At 66.7% G+C, this 19,506-nt stretch carries 16 protein-coding genes; 4 read left to right on the top strand and 12 right to left on the bottom strand.

What is annotated here, in order from left to right:
* Window positions 1-71 precede the first annotated feature (71 nt).
* The 4 genes from GV161_RS22370 to GV161_RS22355 form a co-directional block, all read right to left on the bottom strand.
* Window positions 72-1,601, bottom strand: a complete 1,530-nt coding sequence (locus tag GV161_RS22370; RefSeq protein WP_152013416.1) for a hypothetical protein — start codon at window positions 1,599-1,601, stop codon at window positions 72-74.
* 325 nt (window positions 1,602-1,926) lie between these two features.
* The gene (locus tag GV161_RS22365; protein WP_152013417.1) at window positions 1,927-5,151 is read right to left on the bottom strand and encodes an efflux RND transporter permease subunit; all 3,225 of its coding nucleotides are present in this window, start codon (window positions 5,149-5,151) and stop codon (window positions 1,927-1,929) included.
* An 11-nt stretch (window positions 5,152-5,162) separates the two neighbouring features.
* A complete protein-coding gene (locus GV161_RS22360; RefSeq protein WP_152013418.1) occupies window positions 5,163-6,350 on the bottom strand; it encodes an efflux RND transporter periplasmic adaptor subunit in 1,188 nt (395 codons plus the stop codon).
* A gap of 11 nt (window positions 6,351-6,361) precedes the next feature.
* Window positions 6,362-7,198, bottom strand: coding sequence for a TetR/AcrR family transcriptional regulator (locus GV161_RS22355; RefSeq protein ID WP_152013419.1), 837 nt, complete (start codon window positions 7,196-7,198; stop codon window positions 6,362-6,364).
* A 56-nt stretch (window positions 7,199-7,254) separates the two neighbouring features.
* Here GV161_RS22355 and GV161_RS22350 point away from each other — a divergent pair, with 56 nt between their 5' ends.
* Window positions 7,255-8,046 (top strand): glutamine amidotransferase, encoded by a 792-nt coding sequence (locus GV161_RS22350; RefSeq protein WP_152013420.1) that lies wholly within the window; start codon window positions 7,255-7,257, stop codon window positions 8,044-8,046.
* The gene (locus GV161_RS22345) at window positions 8,043-9,287 is read left to right on the top strand and encodes an FAD-dependent oxidoreductase (protein WP_152013421.1); all 1,245 of its coding nucleotides are present in this window, start codon (window positions 8,043-8,045) and stop codon (window positions 9,285-9,287) included. The genes GV161_RS22350 and GV161_RS22345 overlap by 4 nt, the downstream gene beginning before the upstream one ends.
* Window positions 9,288-9,290: 3 nt before the next feature.
* Here the strand turns inward: GV161_RS22345 and creD are convergent, their stop codons facing one another.
* The 5 genes from creD to sdhC form a co-directional block, all read right to left on the bottom strand.
* On the bottom strand, window positions 9,291-10,709 hold the full coding sequence (gene creD, locus GV161_RS22340; RefSeq protein ID WP_152013422.1) for a cell envelope integrity protein CreD: 1,419 nt from the start codon (window positions 10,707-10,709) through the stop codon (window positions 9,291-9,293).
* A 272-nt stretch (window positions 10,710-10,981) separates the two neighbouring features.
* Entirely contained in the window at window positions 10,982-11,767 is a 786-nt protein-coding gene (locus tag GV161_RS22335; protein ID WP_152013423.1) for a succinate dehydrogenase iron-sulfur subunit, read from the bottom strand.
* 14 nt (window positions 11,768-11,781) lie between these two features.
* The gene (gene sdhA / locus GV161_RS22330; RefSeq protein WP_152013424.1) at window positions 11,782-13,614 is read right to left on the bottom strand and encodes a succinate dehydrogenase flavoprotein subunit; all 1,833 of its coding nucleotides are present in this window, start codon (window positions 13,612-13,614) and stop codon (window positions 11,782-11,784) included.
* Window positions 13,615-13,616: 2 nt separating this feature from the next.
* Entirely contained in the window at window positions 13,617-14,009 is a 393-nt protein-coding gene (sdhD, locus tag GV161_RS22325) for a succinate dehydrogenase, hydrophobic membrane anchor protein (protein WP_244623956.1), read from the bottom strand.
* Between the two features lie 12 nt (window positions 14,010-14,021).
* A complete protein-coding gene (gene sdhC, locus GV161_RS22320) occupies window positions 14,022-14,414 on the bottom strand; it encodes a succinate dehydrogenase, cytochrome b556 subunit (RefSeq protein WP_152013425.1) in 393 nt (130 codons plus the stop codon).
* 262 nt (window positions 14,415-14,676) lie between these two features.
* Here sdhC and GV161_RS22315 point away from each other — a divergent pair, with 262 nt between their 5' ends.
* Window positions 14,677-15,501: a hypothetical protein gene (locus GV161_RS22315; protein WP_201303047.1), complete on the top strand. Its 825-nt coding sequence runs from the start codon at window positions 14,677-14,679 to the stop codon at window positions 15,499-15,501.
* 59 nt (window positions 15,502-15,560) lie between these two features.
* Window positions 15,561-15,869: a hypothetical protein gene (locus GV161_RS22310; protein WP_152013427.1), complete on the top strand. Its 309-nt coding sequence runs from the start codon at window positions 15,561-15,563 to the stop codon at window positions 15,867-15,869.
* A gap of 7 nt (window positions 15,870-15,876) precedes the next feature.
* Here the strand turns inward: GV161_RS22310 and GV161_RS22305 are convergent, their stop codons facing one another.
* The 3 genes from GV161_RS22305 to GV161_RS31425 all read right to left on the bottom strand — a co-directional run bounded on the left by GV161_RS22305 (window position 15,877) and on the right by GV161_RS31425 (window position 19,455).
* Complete coding sequence (locus GV161_RS22305) at window positions 15,877-16,938, bottom strand: MaoC family dehydratase (protein ID WP_152013428.1); 1,062 nt, start codon at window positions 16,936-16,938, stop codon at window positions 15,877-15,879.
* A gap of 76 nt (window positions 16,939-17,014) precedes the next feature.
* Window positions 17,015-17,743: an aspartate/glutamate racemase family protein gene (locus tag GV161_RS22300; protein WP_280179029.1), complete on the bottom strand. Its 729-nt coding sequence runs from the start codon at window positions 17,741-17,743 to the stop codon at window positions 17,015-17,017.
* Window positions 17,740-19,455 (bottom strand): serine/threonine dehydratase, encoded by a 1,716-nt coding sequence (locus GV161_RS31425; RefSeq protein ID WP_152013429.1) that lies wholly within the window; start codon window positions 19,453-19,455, stop codon window positions 17,740-17,742. Before GV161_RS31425 ends, GV161_RS22300 begins: the two co-directional genes overlap by 4 nt.
* Window positions 19,456-19,506 lie beyond the last annotated feature (51 nt).

The raw sequence follows: 19,506 nt of genomic DNA, 5'->3' as shown, positions 1-19,506 counted from the left end.
CAGCCGCAACCTCCCGACCCTGTCGATGCAGGCATGTCGAGCCGATCCCGGCGGCATTTGCCTCGGCCTGCCTACCCGCCGGACCATTGCAGGAGATCGCCGATCCGGGCTGCGGAGTAGAGCCTCACGCCGCCGACCTCTATGATCTTTCGGACCGCCAGATCGGGGACGACAACGTCGTCGAGCTCGATATGCGAGACCACGAAAACGATGACGCCACGCGGCAGCCATGCCAGCTCCGCTGCGACATCGGCCAGTGTCTGGGATGTGGCCGGATCGGGTAATTGCGGGAGCTCCGGCGCCCGCTTCGCCCAGAAATTCAGGAAGACCTGCGTCGGCAGGACGTTCCGGCCCGCCAGATGCCTCAGCAGGAGATGGGGGTGCTCGACGAAGACATGCGCTTCGGCGGCGGGTATCGGCTGCAGCGCCGAGGCCAGCCTCGCAAAGCGCCAGGCGCGCTCGATCGCGTCCGGCCGCGCCTCTTCGACCGGCGGGGCGAAGAGCACGATCGCATTCGCAGGAATCTCCTTGGCGATCGCCGCATAGCTCGCATCGAGCCGCGTGAGCGGAGCCCAGAGATAGAACAGAAGCCCGACCTTCACGGCTATGATGCCCGCGAGAAGCGCGGTCGCAGCCCTCTCCGATCCGGCCGGCTGCGACGGCGGACCCGGCAGGAAGATCGCCACGATCGTCACGATCGCCGGAACGAGGCGCCGGTCGGCCGCCCCGACGCTCATCAGGTATTTCGGCATGACGAGGAACAGGAGGACGCAGGCGAGCAGCCCAGCCAGCTCATGGCGGCCGGCATTCAGTCCCCGCCGCCAGGCCAGCCAGCCGACGGCGCCGAGGACGAGCGCCGACAGGCCATATTCGAGCGACAGGTTCGTTGTCTTGCCGACCGAGAAGATGCCTGTGATCTTGGTGGCGAGATGCCACTCGGTCGTCCCCGTCTGGCCGGGCTCCATGACCAGCACCAGGGCGGCCACCATGACCGCTGAAGGCCAATGCGACCTGATGAGATCGGCGCTGTCGGCGAAGCGCCGCGCCCGCCAGTCGTCGCGAGCCGTGACTGCGAACATGCCGAGGCAGAAGCACACATAGAGCATTACCGGGAAGATGCTGATCAGGCACATCGCGCCCAGGATGAGGGCCTGGCAGACGCCGAAGCTGCCCGAAGGCGCCTTGCGCTGTTCGATCGCCCTGTGCAGCGCGACGAACATGACGCCGAGCCCGAGGATATAGTTGAACAGCCCCCAATAGAGCGGCTCGGAATAGACGGCGAGAAGGATGATGAGAAGGATGGAAAGGTCCGACCTTTGCCCTCGCGCCTGCCGGCACCAGACGGCGGCCGCGATATAGGCGCACACCGCCGTGCAGATGAACACTGTCAGCGCGACGGATGGCGGCACGACCTTGCCGAGAGCACCGGTGAATACGTCGATGGCGAGATTCGGATAAAGCCTGTCGCCGGCCTGAAAGAACTGGGCGACCGCGTCGCCGGCCAGCATCATCTCCCACAGGGTCACCCGGAAGAGATGGTTCGGCCCGTCGACGAAGAAGGCGCCGCCCGACGCCAGGATGGGCAAGGTCGCCGCCAGCATGACGAGCGTCACATGCCTGAAAGGCGCGCCGTTTACGGGCAGAGAAACGGCGCCGCGACCCTCCTGGTCCTGGCTGCTCGACGCTCTCGCTGCGAGGACCTGGTCTTCCATGGCGGGAGTGTAGGATGCCGCCTTCTGCCGGCAGCAGCCGTGCAAAATAGGTAGCTCATCTTGGCGCGGCACCACGCTCCTAAGCGCTACCAACCTGACCAAAACGCGCCATAGCATCGGATCGAAAAGTGGGGTCCACTCTTCGACCCGATGCAGCAACAATGAGAGAGATCACCGTTGCCGCGTCCCTATCGGGGCACGGTGATCTGGCGCCTCACTCCGCCGCCAGCCGCGGGGGCGGCAGCTTGCCGGCCATCGCCTTGGCGCTGGCTTCGCCAGGGGTCTCCTCCTCGCGGATCGCTTCCCATTGGCTCTCGTCCTCGGCCTTGCCGAGGAAGCGGCCGAAGATCCAGCCGGTCAGCCGGCCGAGATCGTCCATCACCACATAGAAGGACGGCACGAAGACGAGGGAAAGCACGGTCGAGACGATGAGGCCGCCGATGACCGCGATCGCCATCGGCGCGCGGAACTCGCCGCCATCGCCGACGCCATAGGCGGAAGGGAGCATGCCCGCCGCCATGGCGATCGTCGTCATCACGATCGGCCGTGCCCGCTTGTGGCCTGCTTCGAGCAGCGCCGTCAGCCGGTCCTTGCCGCGCGCGACCTCCTCGACCGCGAAGTCGACGAGCATGATCGCATTCTTGGTGACGATGCCCATCAGCATCAGCAGGCCAATATAGACCGGCATCGAGACCGGGTTGTGGGTGGCGAGCAGCGCGATCACCACGCCGCCGAAGGAGAGCGGCAGCGAGAGCAGGATGGTGATCGGCTGGAAGACCGAACCGAACAGCAGGATCAGCACGGCGAGCACCAGCATCAGGCCGGTGGTCATCGCGTGAACGAAGCCCTCGACCACCTCGCCCTGGATCTCGGCGTCGCCGGTCGCAGCGATGCGCACGCCTTCCGGCAGGCCGACCTCCTTGACGATCTCCTGGAACTTCTCCTGTGCCGTGCCGAGCTCGAAGCCGCGCTTCAGGTCGGCGCCGATTGCGGCGCGGCGGACGCGGTCATAGCGGTCGATCGAGGACGGGCCCTCGCCGAAGCCGATCTCGGCCACGGCGGTGAGCGGGACCGAGACGCCGGACGCGCTGATGACGCGCAGCGCCGCGATATTGCGGATGTCGGTGCGGGCCTGCTCGTCGAGCTGGACGCGGATCGGCACCAGCCGGTCGCCGGCATTGAACTTGGCGAGGTTGGGGCCGATGTCGCCGATGGTGGCGACGCGCAAAGCCTCCGAGATCGCCTCTGGCGTGACGCCGAGATTGGCGGCCTGCTCCAGCTTCGGCGTGACGCGCATCTCCGGCCGGCTCAGCGAGCCGGCAGTGGCGACGTTGAGATAACCGTCGACCTGGCGCATGCGCGCCTCGATCTTCGCCACCGTCTCGTCGAGCGCGTCGCCGTCCTTGGACAGGATCGAGAACGCCATCTCGCGCTCGCCGCGCTCGTTGACGTACCAGGCGCGGACATCGGGCACGCCGGCCAGCTTCTCGGCGATGGTGACCTTGAGTTCCTTCTGCGGAACGTCGCGCTCGGCCTTCGGCGTCAGCAGGATAAAGACCGCGGCGCGGCGCACCTCACGCTGGCCGGTCGGCGATGCCCCGCCGAGCACGAAGACGTTCGTCACCTGCGGAATCTCGCGCAGCTTGTCGACGATCTTGTCGGTGGCGACGGTGGTGTCCTCCAGCGTCGCGCCGGGCGGCAATTCGACCGATGCGACGATACGGGCGGTATCCTCCTCCGGGAAGAAGCCGGTCGGCAGCAGCGCCGTCGCCTGGATCGAGACGAACAGGAAGCCGAAGCCGGCGATCAGCGTGAGATAGGCCGTGTTGAACGGCAGCTTGCGCCAGGTCCGCGAACCGTCGAAGCGCGGCAGCACCGGAATGCGCCGCTTCTTGAGCGAGGCCTCGAGCAGCCAGGAATAGCCGCGCATCACGAAGCCATCCTTGGCGTCGTGGTGCTTCACCGGCCTGAACAGATAGGCCGCCATCATCGGCGTGATCAGGCGTGCGACCAGCAGCGAGAACAGCACGGCGATCGCGACGGTGAGGCCGAACTGGCGGAAATACTGGCCGGCGATGCCGCCCATGAAGGACACCGGCGCAAAGATCGCGACGATGGTCAGCGTGATCGCGATGACCGCTAGCCCGATCTCGTCGGCGGCCTCCATCGCGGCGCGATAGGGCGACTTGCCCATCTTCATGTGCCGGACGATGTTCTCGATCTCGACGATGGCGTCGTCGACCAGAATGCCGGTCACCAGGGTGATGCCGAGCAGGCTGACCAGGTTGAGCGAGAAGCCGAGGAGCTCCATCGCCCAGAAGGTCGGGATGGCCGAGAGCGGCAGCGCGATCGCGGTGATCAGCGTCGCCCGCCAGTTGCGCAGGAAGACGAAGACGACGAGCACGGCCAGCGCCGCGCCCTCCAGCAGCGTCTCCATCGCCGCCTTGTAGTTGCCGTGGGTATAGGCGACGGCATCGTCGATCGGCGCAAGCTTGATCGTCGGATAGCGCTTGTTGAGATCGTCGATCTTGGCCGCGACGACGTCCTTGACCGAAAGCTCGCTCGACCCCTTCGAGCGGAACACGGCGAAGGAGACGACCGGCTGCTTGTTCAGCCGGCCGAAGGCGCGCGGCTCGGAACTGGCGTCCTCGACGCGGCCGAGCTCCTTCAGGCGCACCTCGCGCCCGCCGGTGAGCTGGATCTTGCTGTCGGCGAGCTCGGCGACGGTCTTGGCGCTGGCCAGCGTGCGGATCGCCTGCTCCTGCCCGCCGACCTCGCCGCGCCCGCCGGCGAGATCGACATTGGTCGCGCGGATCTGGCGGTTGACCTCGCCGGCGGTGGTGCCGAGCGCGAGCAGCCGGTCAGGATCGAGCGAGATCCGGATCTCGCGATCGACGCCGCCATAGCGTTCGACCCGGCCGACGCCCTTCAGCCCCTGCAATTCGCGCGAGACGACATCGTCGACATGCCAGGAGAGCTGCTCCAGCGTCAGGCCGGGCGAGGAGGCGCCATAGGTCAGGATCGACTGACCCTCGACGTCGATGCGCTGGATCACCGGCTCGTCGATGGTCCGCGGCAGCTCGGCCCGGATCTTGGCGATCGCATCCTTGACGTCGTTGACGGCGCGGTCGGTGTTGGTTTCGAGCCGGAACTCGACCAGCGTCACCGAGGAGCCGTCGGTCAGGGTCGACATCACATGCTTGACGCCGGTGATGTTGGCGACTGCGTCCTCGACGCGTTTCGAGACCTGACTTTCGAGCTCGGCCGGAGCGGCGCCGGACTGGGTCACCGTCACCGAGACGAAGGGCACGTCGATGTTAGGGAAGCGCGTCACCGGCAGCTTCGAGAACGAAAGCAGCCCGAGCACGCACAGCACGACGAAGAGCAGGATCGCCGGAACGGGTTTCCGGATCGACCAGGCGGAGAAATTGACGTTCACGCGAGGCTCCGTCAGTTCGTCGCGATCGGCGTGATCATGTCGCCGTCACGCACGAAGGTGCCGGCACGCGCCACCACGCTCTCGCCTTCGGCAAGGCCTGACGCGATCTCGGCGCGCCCGCCACCGATCAGCCCTAGCGTGACCTTCTTGGTCGTCACCTTGCCGTGCTTGACGGACTGGACCATGGCGCCACCGCGCGCATAGGTGATCGCCGAAAGCGGCAACACGATGCTGGTCTTGCGGCCGGTCTCGATCACGCCGCGCGCGAAGGAACCCACGGCGACCGGCGGGTTGCCTGTCAACGTGATTCGCAGCCGCCCGAGCCGCGAGGCCTTGTCGACCTCCGGCGAGATCAGCCGGATCTGGCCGGCGAGCGGCTTGTCGGATCCTGCCGGCGTGACCGAGACCGCCTGCCCGATTTTGAGATTGGGCAATTCGACCTCGGCGACATCGGCTTCGAGCTCGATCGCGCCGTCGGCGATGATCTTGAACAGCGGCTCAGCGGCCGCCATCGTCGCCATCGCGCCGAGCTTGGCGTTGCGGCGGCTGACGATACCAGCCTTCGGCGCCTTGATCTCAGTGCGGGCGAGCTTGACGTCGATATCGCGCCCCTGGGCCTGGGCCAGCGTCAGGTCGGCGGTGGTGATCGCAAGCGCCTGCTTCATCGAGTTCAGCCGCGCCTGCCCGCCCCGGGCCGCGGCGGCGCGCTGGTCGAAGGTCTCAAGGCTGGCATTGCCATTGTCGCGCAGCGCCTTGGTCCGGTCGAAGGCGTTGTTGGCCTGGACGAGATTGGCCTCGGCCTCGACGATCTGCGCCTTGGCCTGGTCGACCGCCGCCTCTGCACGCTTGATCTGTGCCTCGTTCTGGGAACGTTGCACTTCGAGCGTGGTACGCGACAGTCGCGCCAGCACCTGACCGGCGGCGACGCGATCGCCCTCCTCGGCGAGCAGCTCAGTGATGACGACGCCGTCGATCTCGGGCGCAACCATGATCTCGTCGCGCGCGATCATCGAGCCGGAGACGACGACGCTCTGCACGATCTCGTCGCGTTTCGCGCTCGTGACCGTGATGGCCGGCCCGGCGGAGGGCTGCTGCTGGGCGGTCGCGGCGGAGGCCGGCGCCTGGGCAAATGCCGCCCCGGGCGCGCATGCGAGCGCGACGAGCGGCAGCAGGATCAGTTTTTTGGTCGAGATGGGCATGGTCGGCCTTCTTACAAAGTTTGGCCGTCGGCGGGCGGCAGCAGCATGGTCTGCGCCAATCCCCGCATCGCGGCGAAGAGGGCTTCGGCGCCGGCAGCGGCGTCGAAATTCGGATCGACGGCACGCCGGCAGAAGAAGCCGTCCGCCATCATGAACAGCGCCGTCAGAAAACGCGCTTGATCGAGATTGCTCGGCAGTTCGCCACTTGCCTTGGCAGCCGCGACGGCAGCACCGAGGCCTTGCTCGACCACCTCGTCAAAGCCGGCACAGATCTGCGCCATCTCGGGCGTGCGTGACGCTTCGGCCCAGATCTGCAGCGCAATGATCGCCTTCTCGCGCGGCTTGCGCACCATGTGCTGGCGGCCGAGCTCCTCGAGCTGGTCGAGCAAGCCGCCTTTGCTCGGGTCGAGCTGGGCGAAATCGGCCGCGACCTCGGTCCGGTCGCGCTCGCTGATGCCGCCGATGATCGCGTCCTTCGAGGAGAAGTAGCGATAGAGGTTACCTGGGCTCATCGCGGCCTCGGCGGCAATATCGTTCATCGTCGCCGCGTGGAAGCCGGCGCGCGCGAAGACGCGCTCGGCCGCATCGAGGATGCGGACATGGCGCTCAGAGAGGCCGCGTTCGGCCGAGAAGGGAGTGACGACTTGAGACATGCTTCTTTGGAATGATGAGAATGAACGTTCATTCTCATGCCTGAGCCTGGCTCGAAAGTCAACCGATGCGGTCACTGGAGGTTGCATTGCCAGAAGACTATTGATGGAAGATTGCACGGAGCATGCACGGCGCTGGCCTCCGCCATGCCGGCCATGGCGCATAATTTGCTTGCCGCAAAGGCTGGCAAACCGCATTTTAAGTGTTGTCCGCTATGGAGAATCCGGTCTCGGGAGCGCGATCGAACGCCGCGATGAACGACCTGTCCTATCGCTTCGAGCCCCGTCGCCGGCTCCGCACACGCCTCGACGCCCCGCCACCGCGCAAGCCGGTGCTGATCGTGCTCCATCAGGAGCATTCGACGCCTGGCCGTGTCGGCCGCCTGATCGCCGAACGCGGCCATGCCCTCGACATCCGTAGGCCCCGTTTCGGCGATCCGCTGCCGCAGACCATGCAGGGCCATGCCGGCGCAGTGATCTTCGGCGGGCCGATGAGCGCCAACGACCCCGATGATTTCGTCAAGGCCGAGATCGACTGGATCGGGGTCTGCCTCAAGGAGGAAGCGCCTTTCCTTGGACTTTGCCTCGGCGCTCAGATGCTAGCCCGCCATCTCGGCGCGACCGTCTACACTCACGCCGAAGGCCGGGCCGAGATCGGCTACTACCCGCTCAGCCTGACGGAGGCCGGCCGCGCTGATGCCGCGACGACCGGCAGCATCTGGCCTGGCACAGTCTATCAATGGCACCGCGAGGGCTTCGACTGCCCGACCGGCGCCGAATGCCTGGCGACCGGCGGCGATTTCCCGGTCCAGGCGGTCCGCGCCGGCCGAAAGGCCTATGGCCTGCAATTCCATCCCGAGGTGACGCTGGCGATGATGTGCCGCTGGTCGGTGCGCGCCCATGAGCGCACGCTGATGCCGGGCGCCCAATTGCGCCACCAGCATCTCGAGGGCTGGTACCAGTATGATCCCCCGGTGCGGGCCTGGCTCGACGGCTTTCTCGACCACTGGCTGAAAGAGCCGGCCGACCAAGGCCTCATCGCGTGACTCGCAGCGTCATCGTCATCGGCGCCGGCATGGTCGGCGTCTCCTGTGCGCTTGCCCTGCAGAAGCGCGGCCTCAAGGTCACGCTGATCGACCGACGCGAGCCCGGCCGCGAGACCTCCTACGGCAATGCCGGCGTGATCAGCCGCTCCTCGATCATGCCGCTCAACAATCCCGGCCTGTGGAAGAACCTGCCGAAATATCTCGGCAACCGGCATGCCGCGGTGCGCTATCGGCTCGGCCATCTCCTGGCCAATCCCGGCTGGATCCTCGGTTTCCTCAACGAGGCCAGGCCGGAGAAGCTCGCGCCGCGCGTCGCAGCTCTGGAAAGCCTGATCGGACCCTCCCTGCCGCTGCACAAACGCCTGATGACCGAGGCCGGCATTGCCTGGCGCCTGCGCGACACCGGCTTCCTCGAGCTCTGGCGCAGCGAGGGCGGCCGGGCCGCCGCCGAAGCGCGCCGAACCTTCCTCGAAGATCACGGCGTCCGCGTCGAGGCGCTCGACCGCCAGGCGCTGTCGGCGCTGGAGCCGAGTCTGAACCCGATCTTCTCGGCCGCCCTGCATCACAAGGACAGCGCCTCGGTCGATTGGCCGGGTGCCGTGGTCGAGGCCTATGCGGCGTTGTTCGCCGCCCGCGGCGGCACAGTCCTGCGCGACGAGGTCACCGCCCTCGGAAAGCAGGGCGAAGGCTGGCGCGTCACGGCCAAGGGCGGCCAGCACGACGCCGATCTTGCAGTCGTCGCGCTCGGTCCCTGGAGCGCCGAGCTGCTGCGTCCGCTCGGGCTCAAGGTGCCGCTCAATGTCGAGCGCGGCTATCACCGCCACTACAAACCAGCGCAGGGGCGTTTCCTCAACCGCCCGATCTATGACGTCGAGGCCTCCTACATGCTGGCGCCGATGGAGCTGGGCCTGCGCTTGACCAGCGGCGTCGAGCTCGCTCATCGCGACGCCCCCAACGATTACGCCCAGATCGAGCAGGTGCTGCCGCGGGCCCGCGAGGCCTTTCCGCTGACGGAGCCGGCGGAAGACACGACCTGGCGCGGCTCGCGCCCAACCTTGCCGGATTCATTGCCGATGATCGGCGAGGCGCCGCGCAATCCCGGCCTGTGGCTCGCCTTCGGCAACCAGCATATCGGCTTCTCGACCGGCCCCGTGACGGGGGAGATCTTGGCTGCTCTGGTCTGCGGCGAACCGGCTCCGGCCGACCCGGCGCCGTTCGCGCCGGGCCGCTATCTCTCCTGAATCTCACGCGGGGGCGCTCGGCTGCGCCGGATCACGGGTGACGCTCTTCGCCACGCCGTCACCGAGACCGGACCAATTGACCCTGGCCGTGCCGAGCATCAGCGCCGTCAGCGCGACGAAGGCGCCGATCGCTCCGGCGAGCAGGGCGAAATCCTCGGATTTCAAGAGCGCATAGACCAGCCCGTAGCCGGTGGCGAGAATCAGGCCGAGCACCGCACCGCGTGCGAAACTGCGCAGGACGAGGCCGATATAGAGTGCGATCAGCGCCGTCGTCGCCGCGGCTGCCGTGAGATAGGCCGTCAGGAAGCCGAGATGCTCGGCCAACGACAGCAGCAGCACATAGAACAGCACCAGCGCGAAGCCGACGAGCGTGTACTGGACCGCGTGGAGGTTGTCGCGCGCCACCAGCTCCAGCCCGAACACGGCAAGGAAGACCGCTCCGACGAAGAGCACGCCGTATTTGATGGCGCGATCGACGAGCTGATAGAGATCGACCGGCTGGTAGAAGCGGGCCCCGACGCCGCCGGCAAGGAAGGTCACGTCGGCACGCTTGTCATGCGTGAAGGCGAGCGGCAGGTTGCGCGCCAGATGCGAGACGCGCCAGGAGGCCGAGAAACCGTTCGTGTCGATCACCCGATCGTCCGGCAGATGCGCGCCGGAGAAGCTCGGATGCTGCCAGTTCGAGCTCATCCGGAGCGCGCTGTTCTTAGCCAGCGGCACGATCGACAGGCCGCGCGAGCCGTTGAGGTCGAGCCCGACCTCAACCGCGAGCGGCTTGGTCAGGTCGATGCCGCGCAAGGTCGCATGGATGCCGTTGCCGTCGCGGATGCCGGCCCCGAGCGTCGGCTCGAACTCGATCGCGGCTCCGTCGCGGATTTGCGCCGTGGCCCGGTTCTTCAGCCCGCGGACATCCGCGACGCCGACGGCGAGCACCGCCTCGTTCCAGAGCGGCTGTACCTCCTCCGAGGTGATCGCCTTGAAATCGGGCGGCAGGAAGCGCGCGGCCAGCGCGACCTTGCTGCGATAGACCGGGACGTCGAAGATCGAACGCCGCCGGATTTCGGTCTGCGCCTCCGAGCTCGCCTGGAGATCGTCGGGCAGGAAGACCGCGACCTCGCGCGTCGGCGCGGCATTGGCGATCTTGGGCGGCACCAGATAGGGCACCAGCAAGGCCGGGCCGCCGACGATCTGCTCGCGGCCCCAGGCATCGCCGATCTCGCGAGCGGCCTGATTGGCGGTGGCCGAGCGCTCGTTGCGCAAGCTGGAGACGAACGTCAGCGGGATCAGCAGCAGCAGCGCCAGGAAGCCGATGACGAAGAATTTCAGGCCGGGGCTGCGCCCGAAGCGTCTTGGCGTGATGCCGAGCGACAAGATTGGAGGTTCAGGCTTGCTCTCGTTCTGTTGCCCGTGCTCTTGCGACATGATTCGCCCTCATGCAGTGACTTAGCGTCACCAGAAGAGCGCGGCGTCTTGTCGCGGGCGTGATCGATTGAGGGCTGAAAACGGCGCAATCGAAGGCGGAATTGCGGAAAGCCGCGCAGTACGAAACCGACGCGCGCTGGGGCTTGGCGTCATTCTCGGGCGGAGCGAAGCGCAGACCCGAGAATCCCATGACGAGAGGGTGCCGACCGGAGCCTCCTCCGGCCTGAGATGCTCGGGTCGAGCCCGAGCATGACGCTCTGCAGGCGGCAGGCTCAGACTTGGCGTGTCACCATCATCTTTTTGACCTCGGCGATCGCCTTGGCCGGGTTGAGGCCCTTCGGGCAGGCGTTGGCGCAGTTCATGATGGTGTGGCAGCGATAGAGCCGGAACGGGTCCTCGAGATCGTCGAGGCGCTCGCCGGTGGCCTCATCACGGCTGTCGATCAGCCAGCGATAGGCCTGCAGCAGCGCCGCGGGCCCAAGATAGCGGTCGCCGTTCCACCAATAGCTCGGGCACGAGGTCGAGCAGCAGGCGCACAGGATGCACTCGTAGAGGCCGTCGAGCTTTTCGCGGTCGTCCTTGGCCTGCTTCCACTCCTTTTCGGGCGCCGGCGTGGTGGTCTTGAGCCAGGGCTCGATCGAGGCGTGCTGGGCGTAGAAGCGGGTCAGGTCCGGCACGAGGTCCTTGACCACCGGCATATGCGGCAGCGGGTAGATCGCGACCTTGCCCTTGGCACCGCACTCGTCGATGCCGGTGGTGCAGGCGAGGCCGTTCTTGCCGTCCATGTTCATGGCGCATGAGCCGCAGATGCCCTCGCGGCAGGAGCGCCGGAAGGTCAGCGTCGGGTCGACATTGTTCTTGATCCAGATCAGCGCGTCGAGGACCATCGGCCCGCAATCGTCGCGGTCGACATAATAGGTGTCGGTGCGCGGGTTGGCGGTGTCGTCCGGGTTCCAACGATAGATCTTGAACTCGGTGACCTTCTTGGCACCGGCCGGCTTCGGCCAGGCCTTGCCTTCGGTCAAGCGGGAGTTCTGCGGGAGATTGAATTCAGCCATCGGTCAGATCGTCCTCAGTACACCCGCGCCTTCGGCTTGATGTATTCGATGTCGTTCGAGAGCGTGTAGGTGTGCACCGGACGGTCGTCGAGCGTGACGGTGCGCTGCTCGTCATCGATCCAGGCGAGCGTGTGCTTCATCCAGTCCTTGTCGTCGCGGTCCGGATAGTCCTCGCGGGCATGGGCGCCGCGGCTCTCCGGGCGCTGCAGCGCCGAGTCCATGGTGACCACTGCCTGGGTGATCAGGTTCTCGAACTCCAGCGTCTCGATCAGGTCCGAGTTCCAGATCAGCGAGCGATCGGTGGTGCCGATGTCGGTGATGCCAGCCCAGACCTCGTGGATCGCCTTGTGGCCGGCCTCGAGCGTCTCGCCGGTCCGATAGACGGCGCAATCGGACTGCATGGTCCGCTGCATCTTGTCGCGCAGCACCGCGGTCGGCGTGCCGCCCTTGGCGTTGCGGTACTTGTCGAGGCGGGTCAGCGAGAGGTCGGCCGAGTTCGCCGGCAGCTCCGGCTGCGTCTCGCCGGCCTTGACGGTCTCGGCGCAGCGCAGGCCAGCGGCACGGCCGAAGACGACGAGGTCGATCAGCGAGTTCGAGCCGAGGCGGTTGGCGCCGTGGACGGAGACGCAAGCCGCTTCGCCGATCGCCATCAGGCCCGGCACGACCCGGTCCGGATCGCCGTCGACCTTGGTCAGCACCTCGCCGTGGAAGTTCGTGGGGATGCCGCCCATGTTGTAGTGCACGGTCGGGATCACCGGGATCGGCTCGCGGGTGACATCGACGCCGGCGAAGATCTTGGCGCTCTCCGAGATGCCGGGCAGGCGCTCGTGCAGGATCTTCGGGTCGAGATGGTCGAGATGCAGGTAGATGTGGTCCTTGTCCTTGCCGACGCCGCGTCCGGCCCGGATCTCCATCGTCATCGAGCGTGAGACGACGTCGCGCGAGGCGAGGTCCTTGGCGCTGGGGGCGTAACGCTCCATGAAGCGCTCGCCCTCGGAATTGGTGAGATAGCCGCCCTCGCCGCGCGCGCCCTCGGTGATCAGGCAGCCCGAGCCGTAGATGCCGGTCGGATGGAACTGCACGAATTCCATGTCCTGCATCGGCAGGCCGGCGCGCAGCACCATGCCGCCGCCATCGCCGGTGCAGGTATGGGCTGAGGTCGCCGAGAAATAGGCGCGGCCATAGCCGCCGGTCGCCAGGATCGTCTGCTGGGCGCGGAAGCGGTGCAGCGTGCCGTCATCGAGCTTCAGCGCGAGCACGCCGCGGCAATGACCGTCCTCGTCCATGATCAGGTCGATGGCGAAGTACTCGATGAAGAACTCGGTGTTGTAGCGCAGCGCCTGGCCATAGAGCGTGTGCAGCATGGCGTGGCCGGTGCGGTCGGCCGCGGCGCAGGTGCGCTGGGCCGGCGGGCCGTTGCCGAAATCGGTGGTCATGCCGCCGAAGGGGCGCTGGTAGATCTTGCCGCTCTCGGTGCGCGAGAACGGCACGCCCCAGTGCTCGAGCTCGTAGACGGCGGCCGGCGCATTGCGCACGAGATACTCGATCGCGTCCTGGTCGCCGAGCCAGTCCGACCCCTTGACGGTGTCGTACATGTGCCACTGCCAGGTGTCCTTGCCCATATTGCCGAGCGAGGCGGCGACGCCGCCCTGGGCCGCGACGGTGTGCGAGCGCGTCGGGAACACCTTGCTGATGCAGGCGGTGCGCAGGCCGGCCTGCGAGCAGCCGACCGTGGCGCGAAGACCGGCGCCGCCGGCGCCGACGACGACGACGTCGAAGGTGTGGTCGGTGATGGCGTAGGCCTGGCCGGTATAGGCCGGAAGGGGGCGGGCGCGGGTGATCGCCATGATCAGCCTCCGAACGAGATCTTCAGGAGCGCGAAGGCGCAGGCGGCGCCGACCGCGATCGCAAAGAAGGTGTTGGCCATCACGGCGAGGATCTTCAGGCCCTCGTGATGGACATAGTCCTCGATGACGACCTGCATGCCCAGGCGCATGTGGACGACGCCTGAGACCACGAAGAGCAACATCAGGATCGCGACCTGCGGCTTGGCCAGCGTCGCGATCGCGGCGCCATAGGGCTTGCCGATCAGCGAGAGCACAACGCAGAGGAAGCCGATCGCCAGGATGAGGTTGGCGACGGCGGTGAGGCGCTGCAGCCAGAAATGGCCAGTGCCGGACTTGGCCGAGCCGAGACCGCGGACGCGGCCGAGCGGAGTGCGCATCGAGGAGTTTGAGAGCATCGGCTTAGTTCCTCAGCGCGTCAGGGCGATGATCCAGACGAGCACGGTGAGCCCGCCGGAGACGACGACACTGTACTTCGCCAAGTTCGTGCGGGTCTGCGGGTCGAAGCCGTGACCGAGATCCCAGACGAAGTGGCGAAGGCCGCCAACCATATGGTGCAAGAGGACAAAGGTGTAGCCGAACAGCACGAGCCGGCCGAGGATGGAACCGGCAATCCACTGCGCAGTCTCGTAGGCGGCAGGGCCGGAGGCGGCGGCGATCAGCCAGAGCGCGATCAGCAGGGTGCCGCCATAGAGCGCCGAACCGGTGACGCGATGGGCGATCGACATCGCCATGGTCCAGGACCAGCGGTAGATCTGCAGATGCGGTGAAAGCGGGCGTGCCGCCGGTCTGGACTCGGCCAAGTCTTGAACTCCCGACCCTTCAAGCTCACGAAGCGAAGATCGCTTGGTATCGTTCTAGAGTGAATGGTTGTCTAACGAAACCGCCCCCGTGCTGCAATGCGGCAGGCAATGGTGCGGTTACAGAAATCGAAATCTGTAACTTTCCTTGATCCGGGTGCCACCGGAACGCGGTCTGCGAAAACTGCTTTAAGCCGGACAAGCGCTGCTCGCCACCCTTTCCTCAGGGCCGTATCGCAAGGCGAGAACATCCATGAAACTGGGCATGAGCCTTTCACAGTTCGAGGCCGAACTGAACACGGATACCTGTGACCCCTACAACAATGCCGAACTGACGCTGACCCTGAAGCTCGGCTTCCGGCAGATCAATCCCGCCGCCGGCGCCGCCGATGGCACCTATCACGACTATGGCGACGCCGCGGAGCCGAACCGCAAGATCGTCAAATGGACGGTCGGCAGCTGGAATCTCTGGAAGAAGAACTTCGTCGACACCGCCACCCGGTTCTGGAACGGCAAATTCTGGCTCTCCAACAATTTCCCGCTCTACGAGTTCGAGAAGAACGGCACCAAGTACCGCCCCAACATCTGGTGCCTGCTGAAGATCGAGGATCGCGACATCGCGCTCGGCGGCCACCATCACGTCATCGACGTGGTCCGGCTGCACAGAAGCGAGACCTGGTTCGGCTCGCATGCCAAGCTCTATGACAGCCTCGACACCAATTCGGTGCAGAAGGGCACGAACAGCAAGGGCAAGCCGATCATGCAGCGGGCCCATGTCCACGAGGTCGGCCATCTGCTCGGCCTGGGGCATGTCGATATCGGCAAGGCTCATTGCCCGCCGGGCGGCAACACCAATGCCTCGAACTGCTACGGCGTCGCCGATGTCGACAAGTACTCGGTGATGGGCCAAGGCATGCAATTGCGCCTGACCCACGCTACCCCGTGGCGCAAGGCGATGGTGTCGCTCTCGGGCAAGGGCAATGTGCTGACGGCGACCGATTGGGAGGCCAAGATGCAGCGCATCTATCCGCGCATTCCGGCGGAGGTCGCCTCGAACGCCATGCTCACGCACCGGCCCTTGCGCAAGTGATCTTCATCCAGCCACACCGGACCGCGATGATGCGCCACCCTACCGCGCGAAACCTTCCCATGCTCATTCTCGTTCTCAGCGGGATGGCCGGCCTTCTCGGCCCCGCCCACGCCACAGGAAAGCGCTGCCAGATGAACGCGATCGAACGCTCCAAATGCATCATCGAGGCGATCCTCGCCGATATCAGCCGCAGCTACAGCCAGGTCGGCGGAGGCGGCATCAGCGCGATCAAGCAGAACTCGACGACCTCCTTCACCGTGTCGATCTCGCAGGAGGAGCGTGTCGACCTCCTGACCTATGAGGCGACGATCGACGCCAAGGGCAAGGTGAGCGTCAAGAAGACCGGCGAGGACACGAAGTCGCACTGACGCGGCCTCAGCGCGGCAGCAGCGCCCAGTAGTCGAAGTCGAGGATCACCCCGTCGGCATACTGGTCGGCGTGCTTCAGCGGATGCTCGTTGCAGGGCAGGTTCTTGGTCGCGACGAGACGTAGCCTGAGCGCGCCGACATCCTCGCGTCCGGGCAATTCGGCCGCCTCCAGCACCTCGCTCCAGGCGAAGACGGTGTCGCCGGCGAAGAGCGGCGAGATATGGCGTCCCGCGTTGATCGCCGCGATGTGGAAGGCGTTGCCGAGCCCGTTGAAGGACAGGGCGCGCGCCAGGCTGATGACATGCCCGCCATAGATCAGGCGCTTGCCGAAGCGGGTCTCGCGGGCGCCATAGGCGTCGAAATGCACCTTGGCGGTGTTCTGGTAGAGCCGGGTGGCGATCTGGTGCTCGGCCTCCTCGACGGTCATGCCGTCGACATGGTCGATGCGCTCGCCCGCCCTATAGTCCCCCCAGCGGAAGGGCGAGCCCGAAAGCGCATCGTCATAGGCGGCAGGATGCAGCGGCGGGCAACCCTCGCCCAGCGCCTCCGGAGCGACGCTTTTCGGCAGCTCCGGCACCAGCTCGACCTCCGCCGGCGTGCCGGGCCGACGCTTGCGCACCAGCACCCAGCGGGCATAGCTCAGCACGATCTCACCATGCTGGTTGCGGCCGATCGAGCGGACATAGACGATGCCGGCATCGCCGCCCGAGGTCTGCTTCAGCCCGATCACCTCCGACGTCGTCGAGAGCGTGTCGCCCGGGAAGACCGGCTTGAGGAAGCGGCCATCGGCATAACCGAGATTGGCGACGGCATTGAGCGAGATGTCCGGCACCGTCTTGCCGAAGACGATGTGGAAGACGAGGAGATCATCGACCGGCGCGACCGGATAGCCGATCGCCCTGGCGAAGGCATCCGAGGATTGCACAGCGAAGCGCGTCCCGTAGAGCGCAGTGTAGAGCGAGACGTCGCCGACCGTGACCGTGCGCGGCGTCGCGTGGACGATCGTCTCGCCGAGCCGGAAATCCTCGAAGAAGCGGCCCGTATTCGTCTTGCTGGTGATCTCGGACATCGGCTCGGCTCTCGCGGCGGGGCTTCATTGTGCGCTGCGGCGCGGCCCGTCGTAAAGCTGGCCCAATAGTGGAGAGCTAGCGGAAGTCGCGCGGCCGCAGGCCGGCATGGAACCAGGTGATCATCGAATAGATGTCGTAGACCGGTAAGTCCGTCGCCGCCTGCACCGCAGCCGCATAGGGCGGCATGTTGGTGCATTCGAGCACGATGGCGCCGACCTCGGGATGTTCTTTGACCAGCCGTAGCGCCGCCTCGACCACATCCTGCTCGGCGAGGTCGATATCCATCTCCTCCTTCTCGGCCTTGATCAGCACGCGGAAGAACTCGCGGCCGTTCTCGGTGCCGGTCACCGGGGTGTCGGCGGGGACGCCGGCCGCCGCAAGGTGCTGCGGCGTCAGCGTCGCGGCCGAGACGGTGACGAGGCCGACGCGCTTGCCGGGCGGCAAGGTCGCCTGCACCCAGGGCACCTGCATCAGCGAGGAGGTCGCGACGGGCACGCCGACAGCCGCCGCGAGCTCCTGCTGAAACAATGAGAGGAAGCCGCAATTGGTGGTGATCGCCTCGGCGCCGAGGCGGACCAGCTCCTGCGCCGCCGCGACGAAATCCGGGAGCAGCCCGGCCGCTCCCTTCAGCACCACCTTCTCCGGGCTGGCCCCGGAGACGACGTAGTAGAGCACCGGGAAAGGCCAGGTCGTGGCATTGCCCATGTCGCCGAAGATGCGCGGAAAGCGCGCCTCCAGCATCAGCACGCCGAGCGGCGCGCCATAGAGCGCCTTGCCGCCCTTCGCGATGCCCCGCTGGCTCACGCGGTGATCTCGATCAGCTTGGCGAGATCGATATTGGCGCCGCAGACGAGGACGCCGAGGCGCTCGCCGGGCTGGGGCTTGTAGGAGCCGGCGATCAGTGCGCCCAGTGCCGCCGCTCCACCGGGCTCGACCGCGAGGCGGAAATCGCGCCAGAGCAGCGCTTGAGCCTCGGTGATCGCCGCATCCGGGACCAGCACGACATGGTCGACCGTGTCCTTGCAAACGTCATAGACCAGCTGGCCGACATTGCGGGCCCCCAGCGAATCGGCGGCGACCGAGGCGACGGTCACCGTCACCGGTCCCTTCGCCTCTAAGGCGGCCTGCAGCGACCGCGAACCCTCCGGCTCGACGCCCACGACCTTGACGCTGGTGCCGGCGAACCAGGCAGCGATGCCCGAGATCAACCCGCCGCCGCCGACCGCGACGAGGACGGTGTCGAGGTCAGGCTCCTGGCTTTGCCATTCGCGGCCGAGCGTACCCTGGCCGGCGATCGTCTCCTTGGCCGAGAAGGGGTGGATCTTCAGCGCGCCGGTCTCGGCCACGAACTTGTCGCAGGCAGCCTGGGCATCGTCATACTGCGCGCCGCCGATCCGGACCTCGGCGCCGAAACGGCGGATCGCCTCGATCTTGGCGGCCGGCGAGATCTCCGGCACGAAGATCGTCGCCTTCACGCCGCGCTTGCCGGCAGCATAGGCGACGGCGGCGCCGTGATTGCCGCCCGAGGCCGCGGCGACGCCAGCGGCCGGCACATCGAACGAGAGCAGGTTGTTGAAGGCGCCGCGCGTCTTGAACGAGCCGGCATGCTGCAGGCATTCGAGCTTGAGCGAAACGTCGGCGCGCGAGCCGAAGGCGCCGGTGCCGAGCCGCATCACCGGCGTGGTGCGGGCATGGCCGGCAATGCGGTCAGCCGCGGCCTCGATCATCGAGCGCGGCACAGGCTTGTCTGTCATGGCTGGATCCTGGACGAGGGAGCGATCCGCGACATAGGTCCAGATCGCGATAGGTAGACCGTGGCTATCGCGTCCCGGCGGATCGGGAAAGGGCTTCCCGCGCCCGGTGGCAATGTGCCGGGCGATGACCAGCGCCGCGAGCGCGTCGAGCGCGTCATCGGCGGCGGCACCGCGCGGCGGTTTCGCATGGACCATGGTCTCCGGCAGTCCCGCCGCCAGCAGCAGGGTGCGGCGCTCGGCCATTCCGGCCGGGTTGACCACGCCCTTGATCTTCTTCGGGTGCACCAGCGGCGCACCGCGCATGGTCGCGAAGGCAAGCTCCGGATGCGTCTCGAAGATGCGCTCGCGCCAATCCGGCGCGGCCCGCAGCAAGGCGTCGATCTCGCGGATGCGCGGAAAGAGGTGAAAGCCCTGCTTCGAGACCTTGCGCGGCGGCTCCGAGGTCGCAAGCGCCAATTGGCAGGCTTCAGCATAGTCGGCTGCATGCACCGCGCTGCGCGAGGGGATCGAGAACACCGAGGATTGCCGCTCGCCGAGCAGCGCCCGTACTGCCTGCTCCGGACCGCGCCCGGATCCGGCGATCCGATCCGGCAGGCCGATCGGCATGTCGACCGCGATCAGATCCGGCACAAGCGGGCCGGCAAGCAGATCGCTCCAGCGCGGAATGACCCGGAAGAATGGCGCTTCCCGTCCTGTAAGATCGGCGAAGGCCGCGATCCAGCCCGCCTTGCAGCCATCGACACCCGCAATCCAGCCCTTCACAGTCTGTCATCCGTCTTTCGCAGAACTGACATTGCATTGCGGCGCAGCTTA

The organism is Bosea sp. 29B (assembly GCF_902506165.1).
Lineage (GTDB): Bacteria > Pseudomonadota > Alphaproteobacteria > Rhizobiales > Beijerinckiaceae > Allobosea.
Note: the sequence above shows the minus strand (reverse complement) of the source record. Positions and strands in the feature narration are given on the sequence as shown.